This window comes from Enterobacter cloacae complex sp. SHL012 (genome assembly GCF_049237505.1).
Taxonomy (GTDB): domain Bacteria; phylum Pseudomonadota; class Gammaproteobacteria; order Enterobacterales; family Enterobacteriaceae; genus Enterobacter; species Enterobacter kobei.
Genome location: NZ_JBMKIZ010000001.1, coordinates 1,201,751 through 1,222,858, shown reverse-complemented (window position 1 = coordinate 1,222,858; position 21,108 = coordinate 1,201,751). Strand labels below are relative to the sequence as shown.

Sequence of the window (21,108 nt, the reverse complement as noted above, 5' to 3'; positions counted from 1 at the left end):
GCGCCTTTATTTTTTGAGTGCATGGCGTAATGAAACGTTTTCTTATTTTATCTCTGAGTGCTCCCCTTGTTTTTATGCTGGCTGCGTGCGCACCGGAACATTCCACGGTAGCGCCAATAAAAACGCAGGCGACAGCTGCATCTATAAATACCCGACTTAACCATGCGGACTGGCCGAAAAACGAATGGTGGAAAGAGTATAACGACCCGCAGCTAAATGCGCTTATTGCGAAAGCGATAGCGGATGCCCCGGATATGCAAATTGCCCGGCAACGTATTACGCTCGCGGAAGCACAGGCGAAGGCCGCTATTGCTGCCGATGGCCCACAACTGGATTTTTCTGCGGATGTTGAACGGCAGAAAATGTCGGCAGAAGGCCTGATGGGCCCGTTCGCGCTGACCGATCCGGCAGCGGGAACGACCGGCCCATGGTACACCAATGGCACCTTCGGCCTCACGGCGGGGTGGGATCTGGATCTGTGGGGGAAAAATCGCGCCCGGATTGCCGCGCGTATCGGTAAAGTGAATGCGCAAAAAGCGGAGCTGGAGCAGACTCGCCAGCTGCTTGCCAGCAGCGTTGCGCGCCTTTACTGGGCGTGGCAGACCCAGGCCGCTGCCGGGGATGTCCTTTCCCAAATTAAGCAGGAGCAGAAAAATATTATCGATGCCGATCGTGAACTGTATCAGCACGGTATTACCTCCTCGGTGGAGGGCGTCGAAACCGATATTTATGCCAGCAAAACGGATGAAAAGTTAGCGGACGTGAAGGGCAAAATGAAGGCCATTGAGGCGCGACTGACTGCGTTGACCGGTACATCGGCCATAGCGCTTACGCGCCATGCGTTGCCTGCGACAGAAGCCTCGCTCCCTTCAACGCTGGGATATGAACTGCTGGCGCGCCGCCCGGATCTTCAGGAGGCGCACTGGTATATCGAAGCCTCCCTGAGCGAGGTGGAGGCCGCCAGAGCAGCATTCTATCCTGACGTGAATCTGATGGCCTTCTTACAGCAGGATGCCCTGCACCTCAGCGATCTGTTCCGCTCTTCCGCTCAGCAGATGGGCGTGACCGCCGGTTTGACCCTGCCGATTTTCGACAGCGGCAGGCTGAACGCCAATCTGGATAGTGCCCAGGCGCAGAATAACCTCTCTGTCGCGAACTACAACAAAGCGGTGGTGGAGGCGGTGAATCAGGTGGCGCGTACGGCCAGCGAAGTCGAAACCCTGTCGGCAAAAAACCGTCACCAGCAGCAGGTCGAAAAAGACGCGGCACGTGTAGTGGCGCTGGCGCAGGCTCGTTTTAGGGCAGGTATCCTTGCAGGGGCGCGGGTCAGCGAAGCCAGAATCCCGGCGCTTAAAGAACACCTTGAGACGGTCATGCTGAAAGGACAGTATATCGACGCCACGCTGCAACTGACGTCGGCGCTGGGGGGCGGCTATCATCACGGCTAAAAAGAGGCGTTATCTATACTTATCTCTTTGGTGTTTTTCAGGAGGTGAGTATGACCAGAGTAGCGATTGTTACCGCATCGGATTCCGGGATTGGTAAAACCACGGCCCTGATGCTGGCAGAGCGCGGGTTTGATATTGGCATTACCTGGCACTCTGATGAAAAAGGTGCGCTGGAAACCTGCCGTGAAGTGGAAGCGAAGGGGCAGCGAGCAGAGGCTGTCCATCTCGATTTAAGCACGCTCCCGGAAGGTGCTGAAGCCATTGACGTGCTGATTGCGCGTTTCGGTCGGCTGGACGTGCTGGTTAACAATGCCGGGGCGATGACCAAAGCGCCCTTCCTGGAGATGCCGTTTGACGACTGGCGGAACATCTTCACCGTCGACGTGGACGGTGCGTTTCTCTGTTCGCAGATTGCGGCACGGCAGATGGTGAAGCAGGGGGAAGGAGGGCGAATTGTCAACATTACCTCGGTGCATGAGCACACGCCGCTGCCGGAGGCCAGCGCCTACACCGCTGCGAAACATGCGCTCGGCGGCCTGACCAAATCCATGGCGATAGAACTGGTTAAGCACAACATTCTGGTGAACGCCGTCGCGCCGGGTGCCATTGCCACACCCATGAACGATATGGACGACAGCGAAGTGAAAGAAGGCTCAATGCCGGAAATCCCACTGGCGCGTCCCGGACATACGAGAGAAATCGCCAGCCTGGTGGCGTGGCTGTGCGACAGCGACGCCAGCTATACCACCGGGCAATCGTTTATCGTTGACGGGGGTTTTATGCTGGCGAATCCGCAGTTTAAGCCGGAGGGATAGCTACTTTTTGCCCTCTCCCTGTGGGAGAGGGTGAGGGGCAGGGCATCAGGCCGCATCCGGCTACGCCTCATCCCGCGCCTTTTCCCGATGTTTCAGCCACAGCCTGACGCCAATCACCGCCACAACCACGACAAGCAACCATGCCCAGTGCTTCAGATGCTGGTCGAGATTATGCAGCCACGGACCTATCACCTCGCCTCCCACGTAACCGAGCGTCGTAAAGATCAGCGCCCAGGCAACGGCGCCAAGAATATTCAGCGGCAGGAAAATTTTCGGGGGCAGACGGCTGGCGCCAATCAGTATCGGCCCGATTATCCTGAAGCCGTACATAAAACGGGTGCCTATAACGAACAGGTAAGGGTGGCGCTGGATCAGGCGCTGCGCGCGGTTAATTTTCTTTTTGTGTTTAGCGAAACGCTTGAGAAGCGTCGGACCAAAGCGCAGACCCAGAAAGTAGAGTAGCTGATCGCCAATCATGCCGCCCAGCGCGACCGCAGCGACGACCAGCGGAAATTTCAGTAAGCCCTGATGCGCGGCGACGCCGCCTAACAGCGTGATGGTTTCACCTTCTGCCACGCTACCAATGACCAGCGCGGCATAGCCATATTGTTCAATGAGTGCGTTAATATCCATTACGTAAATGTTATCTCCCTCAGCGTACCTCGTTTAATCATATACCCCATGAATCAACAGCGGGGAAATCAACGGAAATTTCCCACTGTACATAAAATAATCTAAAGCCTGCATTATACTTAAGGTATCGCTGACGGGCCGACAACAAGGGGGCGCTATGAACCATGTCTGGGGACTTTTCTCCCATCCCGATCGTGAAATGCATGTCATCAAAAGTGAGAACGAAACGGTCTCGCATCATTACACCCACCATGTGCTGCTGATGGCCGCGGTGCCGGTAATATGCGCGTTTATTGGCACAACACAAATCGGCTGGAATTTCGGTGACGGCACCGTGGTTCAGCTTTCCTGGTTTACCGGGCTTTATCTTGCCATTCTCTTTTATGGCCTGATGCTGGCGGGCGTGGCGGTCATGGGGCGTGTCATTCACTGGATGGCACGTAACTATCCGCAACGTCCATCGCTGGCGCGCTGTATGGTCTTCGCTGGATACGTCGCGACCCCGCTGTTCTTAAGCGGTATTGTTGCACTGTATCCACTGGTCTGGTTGTGCGCACTGATCGGTACGATTGCTCTCTGTTACACAGGTTATCTGCTGTATCTGGGGGTTCCAACCTTCCTGAATATCAACAAAGAAGAGGGGCTGAGCTTCTCCAGCTCCACACTGGCTATCGGTGTGCTGGTGCTGGAGGCGTTACTGGCACTGACGGTTATTCTTTGGGGTTATGGATACCGTCTCTTCTAAGCTCACTGCATTGCTGGCGTAAATGCCAGCAATGCAGCATCTGTTCACGATTATCCGCTGGCGACAAAGCACTGTGACGGCTATGATGCCGAAGCCAGCCTGCGTTTATCCGTCGACGCAGGCGGTGTACGTCATTACGTGCGTGAATAATTATCAGAAGTCTCACCATGCTGAAATTCCGAGTCTCTTTACTTAGCCTGGCGCTGTTGCTGGGGGCGTCCGCTGCTGTGCCAGCCGTCGCTAAAACGCCCGCGGTGACCACTGCTGCTGCCCAGCCGCAAATTGCATCCGGCAGCGCGATGATTGTCGACCTCAACACCAATAAGGTGATTTACGCCAGCCATCCGGACCTGGTGCGCCCGATCGCTTCAATAACCAAATTAATGACCGCGATGGTGGTGCTTGATGCCCATCTGCCGCTGGACGAAAAACTGAAAGTGGATATCAGCCACACGCCAGAGATGAAAGGGATCTACTCTCGCGTGCGCCTGAACAGCGAAATCAGCCGTAAAAACATGCTGCTGCTGGCGCTGATGTCATCCGAAAACCGTGCGGCCGCGAGCCTGGCACACCACTATCCTGGCGGTTACGACGCGTTTATTCGCGCGATGAACGCCAAAGCCAAAGCGCTGGGGATGAACAATACGCACTATGTTGAACCGACGGGTCTGTCGATTAACAACGTCTCGACGGCCCGCGATCTGACGAAACTGCTGATTGCCAGCAAGCAGTATCCGCTGATTGGCCAGCTCAGCACGACCCGTGAAGAGATGGCGACCTTTGCCAACCCGGCCTATACGCTGCCGTTCCGCAACACTAACCATCTGGTTTACCGGGATAACTGGAACATTCAGCTAACGAAAACCGGATTCACCAACGCGGCAGGACACTGTCTGGTGATGCGTACCGTGTTTAACGGTAAGCCGGTGGCGCTGGTGGTGATGGATGCCTTCGGGAAATATACTCACTTTGCGGATGCGAGCCGCCTGCGGACCTGGATTGAGACCGGGAAAGTGCAGCCTGTACCGGCCGCGGCTTTGACGTATAAAAAGCAGAAAGCGGAGCAGATGGCGACGGCGCAGAACGATTAGGTACCTCTGCGTGCTGATGCCCTCACCCCAACCCTCTCCCACAGGGAGAGGGAGAACACACTAAAAACGGTAACCCAGGTTACCGTTTTGCTTTTATTCCGGCAGCGTCCAGTCCCCGTCGTTGAGCGGGCGCTGCATAATCACCGTATCCCGCCAGTCGCCTTTCTTGTATCCCACGCTGCGCAGCTGACCGACAATCTCGAAGCCATGCTTTTTATGCAGCCGCAACGAACCGGCGTTGTTATTGCCATCTCCCACTACGGCAATCATCTGCCGCCACGGGCCTTGTTCGCAGCGTGCGATAAGCGCATCCATTAATGCTGTGCCAAAACCGCGGCCGGTGGTGCTGGCGTCCACGTAAATCGACTCTTCCAGGGTATAGCGGTAGGCGTGTCGCGGTCGGTAAGGACTGGCATAGCAGTAACCCACCACGATGCCGCGATACAGCGCGATGAGCCACGGTAAACCGTTCTCAGCCACGCTTTTCATACGCTGGCGCATTTCGTCGATAGTCGGGGGGACTTCTTCAAATGACGCGCGTCCGTGAAGCACATGCCAGGCATAAATTGCGGTGATGGCATGCACATCATCGGGAAGGGCGTCGCGCACTTCCAGTTCGGTTTCGGATAAAACGTCAACAGCCGACATGATGTGCCTGCTCCTCGTGATGGCATGCCGGAGAAACGTTTCTCCGGCGACAGACCGTTACTCTATTACGATTAACAAGTGCTAAACAATCTCTCAAATTTGGCTGTAGGAATTAATCAGACGCTTGCGTTAAGTGCTGCTCCGCGTCTGGGCTCTCTTTCCAGTATTTCTTCCGCGTTGTTTTACCAATGCCGGGGTTCATGCTGTTTGTAGGGTCATTCTCGCGATAAAACTGCTTAAGTGCGTCAGGAGCTTTATAAAGATGCCCGACGTTGTGTTCCGCAGGATATTGTGCGCCACGCTCGTGAAGAAGGGCGAGCATCTGCTCTTTCAGTTCGTGGGCATCAACTCCTTTTTTGACAATGTAATCCTGATGGAAGACATAGCACATAAAATGGCCGTAATAGAGCTTATGCACCAGCTTGCTGTCGATTTCCGGCGGCAAATGCTCAAACCACTCGGTGTCGTTACGGCGCAGGGCAATATCCAGCGCCAGGATATCTTCCACCTCGTCGGAGTGTACTGCCTGGTAACGGATAGCGGCTCCCGCCGCGGCAAAACGGTGCAGGAAGGCTTTGCTGCCCTCTTCAGGGGTACAGGCGAAGAAATCCCCTTCGGCGGTTTTGAAGAAGTCGGTCAGCCAGGCCTGCGCTTCGGCAATCCCGTCCCCGGCCATTTTCAGCAGCAGATGATGTTCGTACTTATCACGCCAGGTTTTCATTCGCTCCGGCAAATGCGCCGGGAAAACGTTGCCCAGTTTCTGCATAAAGCGGTCGGTGAAGTGAGGTTTGAACAGCGACACTTTCTCCAGCATCGCATCGGTGCGGCCCTTCATGGTGAAGAAGAACGGCATTTTGTCGGTGCCGAGCTTGTCGATCATCAGGAACGTATCTTTGCCGTAACGCTCGGCAATGTCGTAAATGTCCCGATGCATATATTCGCCCGCCACCGGCAGGTGGGTGAATTCGCCCAAAATATGACGACGGATTTCGGTTAACACTTCAGGCTGGTTGGTGCCGATATAAAACACCTGCTGCTTTTTCTCTGCCGGGAAGGTGTCGAGACGCACCGCGAAAACGGCAAGCTTGCCCGCACAGCCGGAGGACTCAAACAGACGGTCCGGGTCGGCGTTATAGCGCGCCGGCGTATCGGCGTCGATATCCCGCACGCGGGTCACGTAGTCGTGATCGTGCGCGTGGCGGCCGTCGTGCTGCACGTCTTCGTCCTTCACGCGATCGTCGTCGAGCTTGCTGAGGATCTGCTCTGGCGTTACGCCGAGATCGATTCCCAGGTGGTTCACTAGCGTCAGCTTGCCGTTTTCATCGATACGGGCAAACAGCGACATCTCGGTGTAGGCCGGGCCGCGCTGCACCAGCGAGCCGCCGGAGTTATTGCAGATCCCACCGACGACCGAGGCGCCAATGCAGGAGGAGCCGATCACCGAATGCGGTTCGCGTCCCAGCGGCTTAAGCGCTTTTTCCAGCGAGTAAAGAGTGGTACCTGGGAAGGCGAGTACCTGCTCGCCTTTATCCAGCAGATGCAGCTTGTCGAGGCGCAGAGTGCTGATAATCACGATGTCACGATCGTAATCGTTGCCGTTCGGCGTAGAACCTTCGGTCAGGCCGGTGTTGGCCGCCTGCATTAATATAATCTTGTCGGCGGCAACGCAGGCGCTCAGCACGCGCCACAGTTCCAGCAGCGTGCCCGGAAAGACCACCGCCAGCGCCTCGCCCTGACCGGAGCGGAAACCCTTACGGTAGCGGGCGGTTTTAGCCGGGTCGGTAAGCAGGTGAGAGGAGCCAACCAGGCGCGACAGTTCGTTAATGAATGTTTTGTTATCGTCAGTTCGAACAGAAGACATCTTCCACTCCTTGTGGTGGGGCAAATTTCTCGCTGTAAAGCATAGCGCGATTAACAGTTTCGCGGTCTACTATTCATGAGAAAAATCAGAGAATAACCCTGCAAGCAAAAGAGGGTTTATGGCACACTGCGCTTTTCGCCCGGACCGGTGGCCTTCTTCCGGCGGTTAATGATGAGAGAGTAACGACATGAGATGGATATGTTCTTTAGGTGTCGCCGTCAGCCTGGCGCTGCAGCCTGCGCTGGCAGATGAATTGTTTGGCAATCACCCGCTTACGCCTGAAGCCCGGGACGCATTTGTCACGGAACTGCTTAAAAAGATGACGGTTGATGAGAAGATCGGCCAGCTGCGTCTGATAAGCGTCGGCCCGGATAACCCGAAAGAGGCCATCCGGGAGATGATCAAAGAAAGCCAGGTGGGCGCCATCTTTAACACCGTCACCCGCCAGGATATCCGCAAAATGCAGGATCAGGTGATGGCGCTTAGCCGCCTGAAGATCCCTCTCTTCTTCGCCTATGACGTGGTACACGGCCAGCGCACCGTCTTCCCTATCAGTCTCGGCCTGGCCTCCTCCTTTAACCTCGATGCGGTGAAAACCGTCGGTCGCGTGTCGGCTTATGAAGCGGCGGATGACGGCCTGAACATGACCTGGGCTCCGATGGTCGATGTCTCGCGCGATCCGCGCTGGGGCCGCGCATCGGAAGGCTTCGGTGAAGATACGTATTTAACCGCCACGATGGGCAAAACCATGGTGGAAGCGATGCAGGGCAAAAGCCCAGCAGACCGCTATTCGGTGATGACCAGCGTCAAACACTTCGCGGCCTATGGCGCAGTGGAGGGCGGTAAAGAGTACAACACTGTCGACATGAGCCCGCAGCGCCTGTTCAACGACTATATGCCGCCGTACAAGGCAGGGCTGGATGCAGGCAGCGGCGCGGTGATGGTGGCGCTTAACTCGCTGAACGGCACGCCGGCGACCTCCGATTCGTGGCTGCTGAAAGACGTGCTGCGTGACCAGTGGGGCTTTAAGGGCATCACCGTGTCTGACCACGGCGCGATTAAAGAGCTGATCAAACACGGCACTGCATCCGACCCGGAAGACGCCGTGCGCGTGGCGCTGAAGTCTGGCATTAACATGAGCATGAGCGATGAATACTACAGCAAATACCTGCCGGGGCTGGTGAAGAGCGGCAAGGTGACGATGGCGGAGCTGGACGATGCCACGCGCCACGTGCTGAACGTGAAATATGACATGGGGTTGTTTAACGATCCGTACAGCCACCTGGGGCCAAAAGATTCAGACCCGGCGGACACCAATGCTGAAAGCCGCCTGCACCGCAAAGAAGCGCGTGATGTGGCGCGCGAAAGCCTGGTGCTGCTGAAGAACCGCCTCGACACGCTGCCGCTGAAAAAATCCGGCACCATTGCCGTGGTGGGCCCACTGGCTGACAGCAAACGCGACGTGATGGGCAGCTGGTCTGCGGCAGGCGTCGCCGATCAGTCCGTGACCGTGCTGACCGGTATCAAGAGCGCCGTCGGTGAAAACGCCAAAGTGGTGTACGCCAAAGGGGCAAACGTCACCAATGATAAAGACATCGTCACCTTCCTCAACCAGTACGAGGAAGCGGTGAAGGTCGATCCGCGCACGCCGAAAGAGATGATCGACGAAGCGGTAAACGCGGCTAAGCAGTCGGACGTTGTTGTCGCGGTCGTGGGCGAAGCGCAGGGGATGGCGCATGAAGCTTCCAGCCGTACCGATATCACTATTCCGCAGAGTCAGCGCGATCTGATTGCCGCCCTGAAAGCCACCGGCAAGCCGCTGGTGCTGGTGCTGATGAACGGTCGTCCGCTGGCGCTGGTGAAAGAAGACCAGCAGGCAGATGCCATTCTGGAAACCTGGTTCGCCGGTACCGAAGGCGGTAACGCTATCGCCGACGTGCTGTTTGGCGATTACAACCCGTCCGGCAAGCTGCCGATGTCCTTCCCGCGCTCTGTCGGGCAGATCCCGGTTTATTACAGCCACCTGAACACCGGTCGCCCGTACAACGCCGACAAGCCGAACAAGTACACGTCACGTTACTTCGATGAAGCCAACGGCCCGCTGTATCCGTTTGGTTATGGTCTGAGCTACACCACCTTCAAGGTCTCCGAGGTGAAAATGTCGGCCCCGACCCTGAAGCGTGATGGCAAAGTGACCGCCAGCGTCGAGGTGACCAACACCGGCAAGCGCGAAGGGGCAACGGTGATTCAGATGTACGTGCAGGATGTCACTGCGTCGATGAGTCGTCCCGTGAAGCAGCTGCGTGGTTTCGAAAAGGTTGACCTGAAACCGGGTGAAACCAAAACCATCAGCTTCCCGATTGACGTGGATGCGCTGAAGTTCTGGAACCAGCAGATGAAATACGATGCGGAACCCGGCAAATTTAACGTCTTTATCGGGGTGGACTCCGCTCGCGTGAATAAAGGCGAGTTCGAACTGCTGTAACCTTTCCTGCCTTTGCATCCCCCCGTCCTGCGGGGGATGCATCTTACCTTATGCTAAAAAGGCATTTTGACGGTTAATTCTGCCGTTTTAAGCTACGCTTTTCTCTCAAGCCTCTGAAAAAGGCAGCAAAAAAATGAGGATAGCGGAATGACGATTATTAAGGGGATGTTGGGATCGGCGGCATTACTGGCGGCGCTGAGTGTGCCGTTACAGGCGGCGGAGCCGGTAAAAGTGGGTTCCAAGATCGATACCGAAGGCGCGCTGCTCGGGAATATTATTTTGCAGGTGCTGGAAAGCCACGGTCTGAAAACCGTCAATAAAGTCCAGCTCGGCACCACGCCCGTGGTGCGCGGGGCGATTACCTCCGGCGAACTGGATATCTACCCGGAATACACCGGCAACGGGGCATTCTTCTTTAAAGATGAAAACGATCCGGCATGGAAAAACGCCAAAGCCGGGTATGAGAAAGTCAAAAAACTCGACGCGGAACAGAACAAACTGGTCTGGCTGACCCCGGCTCCGGCCAACAATACCTGGACCATCGCTGTGCGCAAAGATGTGGCGGAGAAAGGTAAGCTGACCTCACTGACGGATCTTAGCCGCTACCTGAAAGAGAAGGGTGATTTTAAGCTTGCGGCGTCCGCAGAGTTTATCGAGCGTCCTGACGCGCTGCCCGCGTTCGAAAAAGCCTACGGTTTCAAACTCGACCAGGCGCAGCTGCTCTCTCTGGCGGGCGGGGATACTGCGGTGACCATCAAAGCCGCAGCGCAGCAAACCTCGGGTGTTAATGCGGCCATGGCCTACGGTACCGATGGCCCGGTGGCGGCGCTCGGCCTGCAGACCCTGACCGATCCTAAAGGCGTTCAGCCGATTTACGCCCCGACCCCGGTCGTGCGTGAGGCGGTGCTGAAAGCCCATCCGGAGATTGCCGACTGGCTCAAGCCGGTCTTCGAAAAGCTGGATGAAAAAACGCTGCAGCAGCTGAATGCCAGCATTGCCGTCGAGGGACTGGATGCCAAAAAAGTGGCCGCCGACTTCCTGAAACAACAAGGGCTTGTGAAGTAACGGGAAAGGGCTGTGCCAATAAAATGTCATAACCGCGTACTGCTGCTGTTGGCCTGCACGGCCATCGCGGCGGTCGCGTTACCGTTTGTGAATGTCGCCCCTAACCGCCTGATGTCGGGGGAGGGAAAAGCGCTCTGGCAGGTCTGGTCGTTTACGCCGGGGTGGCTGGCGGCGTCGCTGGGCGCGTGGGTGATCCTGTCGCTCTGGCAGGGACGCCAGGCGCAGTGGCTGACGCTGCTCCTCTCCGAAGGGCTGTTTATTCTCCTGTTCTGGAGCGCCGGACTGGCGGCGACGCATATGGCGTCGGCGGAAAGTCCACTGGCGAGGACCTCTATAGGCAGCGGCCTCTGGCTGTGGCTGGCGCTCTGTTTGCTGGCCTGCAGCGATGCGATTCGTCGACTCATCTCCAGTGCCGTCTGGCGCTGGGTACTGAATGCGCAGATTTGGTGTATACCATTGTTCCTGCTGTTCAGCGGGGAGCTGAACAATCTCTCGCTGTTAAAAGAGTACGCCAACCGCCAGGAGGTATTTGATGATGCCCTGGCGCAACACCTGACGATCCTCTTCGGCACGCTCCTTCCGGCGCTTCTGCTCGGGATTTCGCTGGGCATGTGGTGTTACCGCCATCCTTCCCGCCAGGGCAGCATTTTTGCCGTGCTCAACGTCATCCAGACGATTCCTTCCGTTGCGCTGTTTGGCCTGCTGATAGCCCCGCTGGCCGGGCTGGTGAAGTCGTTTCCGGTGCTGGGCGCGGCAGGCATCGCCGGAACGGGATTAACCCCGGCGCTTATCGCGCTGGTGCTCTATGCACTGTTGCCGCTGGTGCGCGGCGTGGTCGCGGGGTTAAGCCAGGTCGCGCCGGATGTGCTGGAAAGCGCCCATGCCATGGGGATGAGCGCGCGGCAGTGTTTCTGGAAGATACAGCTCCCGCTGGCGCTACCCCTGCTGCTGCGCAGCCTGCGGGTAGTTGCCGTTCAGACCGTGGGCATGGCGGTGATCGCCGCGCTGATTGGCGCGGGTGGCTTTGGTGCGCTGGTGTTCCAGGGGCTGCTGAGCAGTGCTCTCGATTTGGTGTTGCTGGGCGTGGTGCCCACGATTGCGCTGGCGGTGGTTGTCGACGCGCTGTTTGCCTTATGGCTCGCGCTGCTCAGGAGAAGCGCCAATGATTGAATTTCATGATGTCAGTAAAACCTTTGCGGGTCGCCCGGCGGCGAGCCATCTCAACCTGAACTTTGCCGAGGGCGCGTTTTCCGTGCTGATTGGTACGTCAGGGTCGGGAAAATCCACCACGCTGAAGATGATCAACCGTCTGGTCGAGCATGACAGTGGGCTGATCCGCTTTGCCGGGGAAGAGATCCGCAGTCTGCCGGTGCTGGAGTTGCGCCGTCGGATGGGCTATGCCATTCAGTCCATCGGACTGTTTCCCCACTGGACGGTGGCGCAAAACATTGCCACTGTGCTGCAGCTGGAGAAATGGTCGCGGGCTAAAACGGCTGACCGGGTGGAGGAACTGATGTCTCTGCTGGGGTTAGAGACTGCCTTGCGCGACCGCTATCCGCACCAGCTTTCCGGTGGGCAGCAGCAGCGCGTGGGCGTGGCGCGCGCGCTGGCGGCCAATCCGCAGGTGTTGCTGATGGACGAACCCTTTGGTGCGCTGGATCCGGTAACGCGCGGGGCGCTGCAGACGGAAATGACCCGTATTCACCGCATTCTCGGAAGGACGATTGTCCTCGTGACGCACGATATTGATGAAGCTCTGCGTCTGGCTGACCATCTGGTCCTGATGGATCACGGCGAAGTGGTGCAGCAGGGCGCGCCGCTCGCGCTGCTGACCAGCCCGAAGAACGACTTTGTGCGTGAGTTTTTTGGCCGCAGCGAGCTGGGCGTCAGGTTGCTCTCCCTGCGCACGGTCGGTGACTATATGCGTCGACAGGATACGTCGCTCGCCGGTGAACCGCTACAGGCGCAAATGACCCTGCGGGATGCTCTCTCCGCGTTTGTGGCGCGCCAGTGTGAAGTGCTACCCGTTTCGGATGCCCGGGGGGCACCGTGCGGAAGCTTACATTTTCGCGATCTGCTGGCCGGGGAGGTGACGCGTGAAGGCTCTGCGTGATCCGCTCCTCTGGCTGGTAGCGCTGTTTGTCGCCTTACTGTTTTTGATGCCTCACAGCGCGGTACTGTTCAGCGCACTTTTCCCTGGGCTGCCGCGCCCGGTGTACCAGCAGGAGAGCTTTATTAATCTCGCCGTGGCGCATCTCTGGCTGGTGGCGCTCTCCAGCACTGTCGCGATTGTGCTGGGCACAGGTGCGGGTATCGCGGTGACCCGGCCTGCCGGGCGGGAGTTTCGTCCACTGGTGGAAACCATCGCGGCTATTGGACAGACCTTTCCGCCGGTGGCGGTGCTGGCCATTGCGGTGCCGGTCATGGGATTTGGTCAGCAGCCTGCGCTTATCGCGCTGATTTTATACGGGGTGTTGCCCATTCTGCAGGGCACGCTGGCGGGTATTGCGGCTGTCCCGGCATCGGTGTTAAGCGTGGCAGAAGGGATGGGGATGAGTCGCTGGCAGCGGCTGCGCAAGGTGGAACTGCCGCTTGCAGCACCGGTTATCATTGCCGGGATCCGCACGTCGGTGATTATTAACATCGGGACGGCGACCATTGCGTCTACGGTGGGGGCCAATACGCTAGGAACGCCGATCATTATCGGCTTAAGCGGGTTTAACACGGCTTATATTGTGCAGGGGGCGGTGCTGGTCGCGCTGGCGGCTATCGTCGTCGACCGCCTTTTTGAGCGGCTGGCGATGTACCTCAGCCGACACCGCCACGAACAATAAACGAGTACCCTGCCAGCATTACGCCGCCGATACCGCTTACGGCCATCAGGACAAAAAGGGTAATCACGGCCAGTTTGGTTGCCTTCATCATGTGCTCCTGTTGTTAACGGAACAATTATACGGTGAAGCGCAGCTGTTAATGAACCATTAAATGCCGTTATGGCTCATCCGGGCCAAGGGAATAAACCGGATACCCATTCTCACGCCATTCCGTCAGCAGCTGTTGCTGCGTGGCGGACGGCACTTCGCCACACCAGACCAGCAGAGTCTGGCCGTCGAAAAACTCAGGCTTAAGCTGCGCCAGCGAGTGCGCAAGGACATCCACGCGCCAGCCCTGTTGGGTGGCAATCCACGCTTCCAGCCACAGGCGGGTGGTGTCGTGCACGTTCCAGCCGACCACCAGCGCATCTTTTCCGGCCTTGTTCTTCGCCGAGGCGAGGCAGACGGCAATGTAGTTAATCAGCACGCCGTCGAGCATGCTGAGCAGCGCCTGCAGGGTGGACTGCTGGCATTGCAGGCGTCGACGGAGCGGAATGAAAAGATGGGCGATGAGCGTCTGTGCCGGATAATCGCGGCCCTGCTCTTTGATCCATGCGCGCAGGCGCTGCACATTACCCGCCTGCAGGAGCCGCAGCAGGGTTTCCTGCTGTTCGCGCCAGAGGTGCTGCGTGTCCGGGTCGTCGTGGCTCAGCAAGGACTTCACTTTACCGACCTGCACGCCGTTGTCTATCCAGCTTTTAATTTCGCGGATCCGGTCAATATCGGCATCGTTGAACAGGCGATGTCCGCCGTCCGTTCTCTGCGGTTTAAGCAATCCATACCGTCGCTGCCACGCCCGTAGGGTAACGGGATTGATATCACAAAGGAGTGCCACTTCACCTATCGTGTAAAGCGCCATATTTGCCCCCTGGCTTACGCGTTCCCAGCTTAACTGTAGACCCACTTTGCCGAACCAGGAAGGATTGATTGATTTTTGAACAAATAATGCGAAGGATGCGCGATGATCGGAAAAAGGTGTGATAACGGACACGATTTTGCGCTTTTTTGGGATGCTTCAAAGAAAGCAAACCTGCAACAGTGTATGTTACGCGTTTTTAGCGTGTGCGGTTTTGAGTATGTACGAGTTTAATCTAGTGCTGCTGTTGCTTCAGCAGATGTGCGTGTTTCTGGTCATCGCCTGGCTGATGAGCAAAACGCGTCTTTTTATCCCGCTGATGCAGGTTACCGTACGTCTGCCGCATAAGCTGCTCTGCTACGTCACCTTCTCTATTTTTTGCATAATGGGGACTTATTTTGGTCTTCATATCGAAGATTCTATCGCCAATACGCGCGCGATCGGCGCGGTGATGGGCGGGCTGCTTGGCGGCCCCGTCGTCGGTGGCCTTGTGGGGTTAACCGGCGGGCTGCATCGTTATTCCATGGGCGGGATGACGGCGCTCAGCTGTATGATCTCTACGATCGTGGAAGGGCTGCTTGGCGGCCTGGTACACAGCTACATGATCAAGCGGGGCCGCCCGGATAAAGTTTTTAGCCCGCTCACTGCCGGGGCGATCACCTTTGTGGCCGAAATGGCGCAGATGGCGATCATCCTGCTGATTGCCCGTCCCTTTGACGATGCGCTGCACCTGGTCAGCAGTATTGCGGCCCCGATGATGGTGACTAACACCGTCGGCGCGGCGCTGTTTATGCGCATTCTGCTTGATAAACGCGCCATGTTTGAGAAGTACACCTCGGCCTTTTCTGCCACGGCGTTGAAGGTTGCCGCCTCGACCGAAGGGATCCTGCGCCAGGGCTTTAACGAGGAGAACAGCATGAAGGTGGCGCAGGTGCTCTACAAAGAGCTCGATATCGGCGCGGTCGCCATCACCGATCGCGAAAAGCTGCTGGCGTTTACCGGCACCGGAGACGATCACCATCTGCCGGGCAAACCTATCTCCTCAACCTATACGCTGCGGGCCATTGAAACCGGCGAAGTAGTGTATGCCGATGGTAACGAAGTGCCTTATCGCTGCTCGCTGCATCCGCAGTGTAAGCTGGGCTCCACGCTCGTCATTCCGCTGCGCGGTGAAAATCAGCGGGTGATGGGCACCATCAAGCTGTATGAGGCGAAAAACCGCCTGTTCAGCTCCATCAACCGCACGCTGGGGGAGGGGATCGCTCAGCTGCTGTCAGCGCAAATCCTCGCCGGGCAGTATGAACGGCAGAAAGCCCTGTTAACGCAGTCTGAGATTAAGCTCCTGCATGCGCAGGTTAATCCGCATTTCCTGTTTAATGCCCTGAATACGCTTAAAGCGGTGATCCGCCGTGATAGCGATCAGGCCGCGCAGCTGGTGCAGTTTCTGTCGACCTTTTTCCGCAAGAACCTGAAACGTCCGTCAGAGATAGTGACCCTGTCCGATGAAATTGAGCACGTGAACGCCTATCTGCAGATTGAGCAGGCGCGTTTCCAGTCTCGCCTGCAGGTGTCGCTTTCCGTCCCGGATGACCTGGCGTATCAGCATCTTCCGGCCTTTACCCTGCAGCCTATCGTGGAAAATGCCATCAAACATGGAACTTCGCAGCTGCTCGGGATCGGAGAGATCACGATTGCTGCCAGCCGTTTTAACCATCATCTGGTGCTGGATATTGAAGATAATGCCGGGCTTTATCAGCCTTCCACGTCGGGCGGGCTAGGGATGAGCCTGGTGGATAAACGTCTGCGTGCCCACTTTGGCGACGACTGCGGTATTACCGTGGCCTGTGAGCCGGACCGATTTACCCGTATTACCGTTCGACTGCCGCTGGAGGAAAACGCATGTTAAGAGTGCTGATTGTGGATGATGAGCCGCTGGCACGGGAAAACCTGCGCGTTCTGCTGCAGGAGCAGCCAGATATTGAGGTTGTGGGAGAGTGTGCGAACGCCATTGAGGCCATTGGTGCCGTGCATAAGTTGCGCCCTGACGTGCTGTTCCTCGACATTCAAATGCCGCGTATCAGCGGGCTGGAGATGGTAGGTATGCTCGACCCGGCGCATCGTCCCTACATCGTGTTTCTGACGGCCTTCGACGAGTATGCCGTTAAGGCTTTTGAGGAGCACGCGTTTGATTATTTACTCAAGCCGATTGAAGAGAAGCGGCTGGAAAAGACCCTGAACCGGTTACGCCAGGAGCGAACCGTCCAGGATGTCACGCTGCTGCCAGAGAACCAGCAGCCGCTGAAATTTATCCCGTGCACCGGGCACAGCCGAATCTATCTTTTGCAGATGGATGATGTGGCCTTCGTGAGTAGCCGACTGAGCGGCGTGTTTGTCACCAGTGCAGAGGGAAACGAAGGATTTACCGAACTGACTCTGCGCACGCTGGAGAGCCGCACGCCGCTGATCCGCTGTCATCGTCAGTATCTGGTGAACATGGCGCATCTGAAAGAGATCCGCCTGGAAGACAACGGCCAGGCCGAGCTGGTCCTGCGCGCCGGGCAGACTGTTCCCGTCAGCCGCCGCTATCTGAAAAGTTTGAAAGAGGCGATTGGCCTGTAAAGCTGGTACACTGCGCGCCATTGCATCATCGACATTCGAAGGCTCTATGCTCAGTAACGATATTCTCCGTAGCCTGCGCTACACCCTGAAAGCAAACAACAACGACATGGTGCGCATTCTTGCACTGTCCGACATGGAATCCACGTCTGCAGGCTTTGACACCTGGATGACCAAAGAGGATGAAGAGGGCTTCGTGCGCTGCCCCGACATCATTTTGTCGGGTTTCCTGAACGGTCTGATTTATGACAAGCGTGGCAAAGATGAGTCCGCCCCGGAGCTGGCGCTGGAGCGTCGCGTGAACAACAACACGGTACTGAAAAAGCTGCGCATCGCGTTCTCGCTGAAAACGGACGATATTGTGGCGATCATGACGGAGCAAAAATACCGCGTATCCGTGCCGGAAGTGACTGCCATGATGCGCGCGCCGGACCACAAAAACTACCGCGAGTGCGGCGATCAGTTTCTGCGTAATTTTCTGCGCGGGCTGACCCACCGGGTGCATCACCCTAAAGCGTAAAGGCGGCATGGGTGCGGCCTGATGCCCTCACCCCGACCCTCTCCCACAGGGAGAGGGAGAACAAAAAAGCCGGAGATAATCTCCGGCTTTTTTGTTATTTCACCTGCTGACCCGGCTTCGCGCCTTCGTCAGGGCTTAACAGGAAAATGTCTTTCCCGCCGGGGCCTGCGGCCATCACCATTCCCTCAGAGATGCCGAAGCGCATTTTACGCGGTGCCAGGTTCGCCACCATCACGGTCTGACGGCCAATCAACACCTGTGGATCCGGGTAGGCTGAACGGATGCCGGAGAAGACGTTGCGCTTCTCGCCGCCCAGATCCAGCGTCAGGCGCAGCAGCTTGTCAGAGCCTTCCACGAATTCCGCGTTTTCAATCAGCGCTACGCGCAGGTCAACTTTGGCGAAATCGTCAAAGGTGATGGTTTCCTGAATCGGATCGTCCGCCAGCGGGCCGGTCACCGGTGCTGTAGCGGCCTTCACCTCTTCTTTAGAGGCTTCGACCAGGGCTTCAACCTGCTTCATCTCAATGCGGTTATACAGCGCTTTGAAGGTGTTCACCTTGTGGCTGAGCAGCGGCTGCTGGATAGCATCCCAGGTCAGTTCGGTGTTCAGGAAGGCTTCAGCACGCGCGGCCAGCTGCGGCAGAACCGGTTTCAGCCAGGTCATCAGCACGCGGAACATGTTCAGACCCATGGTGCAGATCGCCTGCAGATCGGCGTCGCGGCCTTCCTGTTTGGCAACCACCCATGGCGCCTGCTCGTCTACATAGCGGTTGGCAACATCTGCCAGCGCCATGATTTCACGAATGGCTTTACCGAATTCACGGCTTTCCCACGCTTCGCCAACCGCAGCGGCGGCGTCAGTGAAGGTTTTATACAGCTCAGGATCGGCCAGCTCTGCGGAGAGCACGCCGTCAAAGCGTTTGGCGATAAAGCCTGCGTTACGGGACGCCAGGTTCACCACCTTGTTGACGATGTCCGCGTTCACGCGCTGGACGAAATCTTCCAGGTTCAGGTCAATGTCGTCGATGCGAGAGGAGAGCTTCGCCGTGTAGTAGTAGCGCAGGCTATCCGCGTCGAAGTGGTTCAGCCAGGTGCTGGCTTTAATGAACGTCCCGCGAGATTTAGACATCTTCGCGCCGTTAACCGTCACGTAGCCGTGCACGAACAGGTTGGTCGGCTTGCGGAAGTTGCTGCCTTCCAGCATTGCCGGCCAGAACAGACTGTGGAAGTAAACGATGTCTTTACCGATGAAGTGATACAGCTCGGCAGTGGAATCTTTCTTCCAGTATTCGTCGAAGCTGACGGTGTCGCCACGCTTGTCGCACAGGTTCTTGAAGGAGCCCATGTAGCCGATGGGTGCGTCCAGCCAGACGTAGAAGTATTTGCCCGGTGCGTTCGGGATTTCGAAGCCGAAGTACGGCGCATCGCGGGAGATATCCCACTGTTGCAGACCGGATTCGAACCACTCCTGCATCTTGTTCGCCACCTGCTCCTGCAGCGCGCCGCTGCGGGTCCACGCCTGCAGCATTTCGCTGAAGGATGGCAGGTCAAAGAAGAAGTGCTCGGAATCACGCATCACAGGCGTAGCGCCGGACACCACGGATTTCGGCTCGATAAGCTCAGTCGGGCTGTAAGTTGCGCCACACACTTCGCAGTTATCGCCGTACTGATCCGGTGATTTGCATTTCGGGCAGGTGCCTTTGACGAAACGGTCCGGCAGGAACATGCCTTTTTCCGGATCGTACAGCTGAGAGATGGTGCGGTTTTTGATAAAACCGTTCTCTTTCAGACGCGTGTAGATTAGCTCCGACAGCTCACGGTTCTCGTCGCTGTGGGTGGAGTGATAGTTGTCATAGCTGATGTCAAAGCCAGCAAAATCGGTCTGATGCTCCTGACTCATTTCGGCAATCATCTGCTCCGGGGAGATACCCAGCTGCTGCGCTTTCAGCATGATCGGCGTACCGTGAGCATCGTCTGCACAGATGAAGTTTACCTCGTGGCCGCGCATTCGCTGGTAACGGACCCAGACATCAGCCTGGATATGCTCCAGCATGTGGCCGAGGTGGATTGAGCCGTTGGCGTACGGCAGGGCGCACGTTACCAGAATTTTTTTCGCGACTTGAGTCATAGTAGGCATTACTTCTTTTAACTGTGAAAAGGGTTTTCGATATTACCAAAAGGGGCATTATTAAGTAAGCACAAACCGCGGCCTTTCAGGTAAACTTGTTGTCTAAGGTCTTATTCACAAGAACAAAGGAGTCGGGATGAGTTCTCAATCCCAGGCCAAATCACCGGAAGCCTTACGAGCAATGGTCGCCGGGACGCTGGCTAACTTTCAGCATCCAACCCTGAAACATAATCTCACGACGCTGAAAGCGTTACACCACGTTGCGTGGCTGGACGATACGCTGCACATTGAGCTGCAGATGCCCTTCGTCTGGAGCACCGCCTTTGATGCGCTGAAAGAGCAGACCAGCTCTGAGCTGCTGCGCATTACCGGAGCGAAAGCGATCGACTGGAAGCTGAGCCACAGCATCGCCACGCTGAAGCGTGTGAAGAATCAGCCTGGCGTGAACGGTGTGAAAAACATCATCGCCGTGAGCTCAGGTAAAGGCGGGGTGGGCAAATCGTCTACCGCAGTAAACCTGGCGCTTGCGCTGGCGGCGGAAGGGGCGAAGGTGGGTATTCTCGATGCCGATATCTATGGTCCGTCCATTCCAAACATGCTGGGTGCGGAAAACCAGCGTCCAACCTCGCCGGACGGTACGCATATGGCGCCGATCGTGGCGCATGGGCTGGCGACCAACTCAATCGGTTACCTGGTGACTGACGATAACGCCATGGTCTGGCGCGGCCCGATGGCCAGCAAAGCGCTGATGCAGATGCTGCAGGAAACCATGTGGCCGGATCTCGATTATCTGGTGCTGGATATGCCGCCGGGTACCGGTGATATCCAGCTGACGCTGGCGCAGAACATTCCGGTAACGGGCGCTGTGGTGGTGACCACACCGCAGGACATCGCGCTGATCGACGCCAAAAAAGGCATCGTCATGTTCGAAAAAGTGGAGGTGCCGGTACTTGGTATCGTTGAGAACATGAGCATGCACATCTGCAGCAACTGTGGGCACCACGAGCCAATCTTTGGTACTGGTGGCGCAGAAAAGCTGGCCGAACAGTATCATACCCAACTGCTGGGTCAGATGCCGCTGCATATCACCCTGCGCGAAGATCTGGACAGTGGAAAACCGACGGTTGTTAGCCGTCCGGACAGCGAATTTGCGGATATGTATCGTCAGCTGGCGGGGCGCGTTGCGGCGCAGCTTTACTGGCAGGGCGAAGTCATTCCGAGCGAAATCGCGTTCCGCGCGGTGTAATTCCTCTGCGCTTTAATGCCGGGTGGCGCTTCGCTTACTCGGCCTACAAATGGCACCATCACGTAGGTCGGGTAAGGC

At 57.0% G+C, this 21,108-nt stretch carries 19 protein-coding genes; 13 read left to right on the top strand and 6 right to left on the bottom strand.

Annotated features, from left to right (window positions below):
- The first annotated feature begins 29 nt into the window (after positions 1–29).
- Positions 30–1,448 (top strand): multidrug resistance outer membrane protein MdtQ, encoded by a 1,419-nt coding sequence (mdtQ, locus tag ACOTY9_RS05795; protein WP_348565379.1) that lies wholly within the window; start codon positions 30–32, stop codon positions 1,446–1,448.
- A 50-nt stretch (positions 1,449–1,498) separates the two neighbouring features.
- Positions 1,499–2,263 (top strand): SDR family oxidoreductase, encoded by a 765-nt coding sequence (locus ACOTY9_RS05790; protein WP_080286613.1) that lies wholly within the window; start codon positions 1,499–1,501, stop codon positions 2,261–2,263.
- A 60-nt stretch (positions 2,264–2,323) separates the two neighbouring features.
- Here the strand turns inward: ACOTY9_RS05790 and ACOTY9_RS05785 are convergent, their stop codons facing one another.
- Positions 2,324–2,896 (bottom strand): DedA family protein, encoded by a 573-nt coding sequence (locus ACOTY9_RS05785; protein ID WP_014884554.1) that lies wholly within the window; start codon positions 2,894–2,896, stop codon positions 2,324–2,326.
- A gap of 157 nt (positions 2,897–3,053) precedes the next feature.
- Here ACOTY9_RS05785 and ACOTY9_RS05780 point away from each other — a divergent pair, with 157 nt between their 5' ends.
- Both ACOTY9_RS05780 and pbpG read left to right on the top strand, forming a co-directional pair.
- Positions 3,054–3,641, top strand: coding sequence for a Yip1 family protein (locus ACOTY9_RS05780; RefSeq protein WP_014884553.1), 588 nt, complete (start codon positions 3,054–3,056; stop codon positions 3,639–3,641).
- Positions 3,642–3,808: 167 nt separating this feature from the next.
- Entirely contained in the window at positions 3,809–4,732 is a 924-nt protein-coding gene (gene pbpG / locus ACOTY9_RS05775) for a D-alanyl-D-alanine endopeptidase (protein ID WP_014884552.1), read from the top strand.
- 93 nt (positions 4,733–4,825) lie between these two features.
- Here the strand turns inward: pbpG and ACOTY9_RS05770 are convergent, their stop codons facing one another.
- Entirely contained in the window at positions 4,826–5,380 is a 555-nt protein-coding gene (locus tag ACOTY9_RS05770; RefSeq protein ID WP_014884551.1) for a GNAT family N-acetyltransferase, read from the bottom strand.
- A gap of 112 nt (positions 5,381–5,492) precedes the next feature.
- Complete coding sequence (dld, locus tag ACOTY9_RS05765) at positions 5,493–7,241, bottom strand: D-lactate dehydrogenase (RefSeq protein WP_050862520.1); 1,749 nt, start codon at positions 7,239–7,241, stop codon at positions 5,493–5,495.
- Positions 7,242–7,428: 187 nt separating this feature from the next.
- On the opposite strand from dld, the gene bglX reads away from it, so the two are divergent.
- The 5 genes from bglX to ACOTY9_RS05740 all read left to right on the top strand — a co-directional run bounded on the left by bglX (position 7,429) and on the right by ACOTY9_RS05740 (position 13,625).
- Complete coding sequence (gene bglX, locus ACOTY9_RS05760) at positions 7,429–9,726, top strand: beta-glucosidase BglX (RefSeq protein WP_023337541.1); 2,298 nt, start codon at positions 7,429–7,431, stop codon at positions 9,724–9,726.
- 147 nt (positions 9,727–9,873) lie between these two features.
- Positions 9,874–10,791 (top strand): glycine betaine ABC transporter substrate-binding protein OsmF, encoded by a 918-nt coding sequence (gene osmF / locus ACOTY9_RS05755; protein WP_014884549.1) that lies wholly within the window; start codon positions 9,874–9,876, stop codon positions 10,789–10,791.
- A 12-nt stretch (positions 10,792–10,803) separates the two neighbouring features.
- Positions 10,804–11,961, top strand: a complete 1,158-nt coding sequence (locus ACOTY9_RS05750; protein ID WP_348565380.1) for an ABC transporter permease — start codon at positions 10,804–10,806, stop codon at positions 11,959–11,961.
- Complete coding sequence (locus ACOTY9_RS05745; RefSeq protein WP_045134295.1) at positions 11,954–12,904, top strand: ABC transporter ATP-binding protein; 951 nt, start codon at positions 11,954–11,956, stop codon at positions 12,902–12,904. Before ACOTY9_RS05750 ends, ACOTY9_RS05745 begins: the two co-directional genes overlap by 8 nt.
- Complete coding sequence (locus ACOTY9_RS05740) at positions 12,888–13,625, top strand: ABC transporter permease (RefSeq protein WP_023330914.1); 738 nt, start codon at positions 12,888–12,890, stop codon at positions 13,623–13,625. The genes ACOTY9_RS05745 and ACOTY9_RS05740 overlap by 17 nt, the downstream gene beginning before the upstream one ends.
- On the opposite strand, the gene ACOTY9_RS05735 is transcribed toward ACOTY9_RS05740, so the two are convergent.
- On the bottom strand, positions 13,600–13,713 hold the full coding sequence (locus tag ACOTY9_RS05735; protein WP_010433613.1) for a protein YohO: 114 nt from the start codon (positions 13,711–13,713) through the stop codon (positions 13,600–13,602). The two genes, ACOTY9_RS05740 and ACOTY9_RS05735, sit on opposite strands and share 26 nt — an antisense overlap.
- A gap of 69 nt (positions 13,714–13,782) precedes the next feature.
- On the bottom strand, positions 13,783–14,523 hold the full coding sequence (mlrA, locus tag ACOTY9_RS05730; protein ID WP_014884545.1) for an HTH-type transcriptional regulator MlrA: 741 nt from the start codon (positions 14,521–14,523) through the stop codon (positions 13,783–13,785).
- Between the two features lie 217 nt (positions 14,524–14,740).
- Here mlrA and ACOTY9_RS05725 point away from each other — a divergent pair, with 217 nt between their 5' ends.
- The 3 genes from ACOTY9_RS05725 to ACOTY9_RS05715 are packed head-to-tail and all read left to right on the top strand — an operon-like array spanning position 14,741 to position 17,656.
- The gene (locus ACOTY9_RS05725) at positions 14,741–16,426 is read left to right on the top strand and encodes a sensor histidine kinase (RefSeq protein ID WP_014884544.1); all 1,686 of its coding nucleotides are present in this window, start codon (positions 14,741–14,743) and stop codon (positions 16,424–16,426) included.
- On the top strand, positions 16,420–17,139 hold the full coding sequence (gene btsR / locus ACOTY9_RS05720; RefSeq protein WP_014884543.1) for a two-component system response regulator BtsR: 720 nt from the start codon (positions 16,420–16,422) through the stop codon (positions 17,137–17,139). Before ACOTY9_RS05725 ends, btsR begins: the two co-directional genes overlap by 7 nt.
- A gap of 46 nt (positions 17,140–17,185) precedes the next feature.
- Positions 17,186–17,656: a DUF1456 family protein gene (locus ACOTY9_RS05715; protein ID WP_014884542.1), complete on the top strand. Its 471-nt coding sequence runs from the start codon at positions 17,186–17,188 to the stop codon at positions 17,654–17,656.
- A gap of 94 nt (positions 17,657–17,750) precedes the next feature.
- On the opposite strand, the gene metG is transcribed toward ACOTY9_RS05715, so the two are convergent.
- Positions 17,751–19,784 (bottom strand): methionine--tRNA ligase, encoded by a 2,034-nt coding sequence (gene metG / locus ACOTY9_RS05710; protein WP_023337540.1) that lies wholly within the window; start codon positions 19,782–19,784, stop codon positions 17,751–17,753.
- A gap of 136 nt (positions 19,785–19,920) precedes the next feature.
- Here metG and apbC point away from each other — a divergent pair, with 136 nt between their 5' ends.
- Positions 19,921–21,030 (top strand): iron-sulfur cluster carrier protein ApbC, encoded by a 1,110-nt coding sequence (apbC, locus tag ACOTY9_RS05705; protein ID WP_023330911.1) that lies wholly within the window; start codon positions 19,921–19,923, stop codon positions 21,028–21,030.
- Positions 21,031–21,108 lie beyond the last annotated feature (78 nt).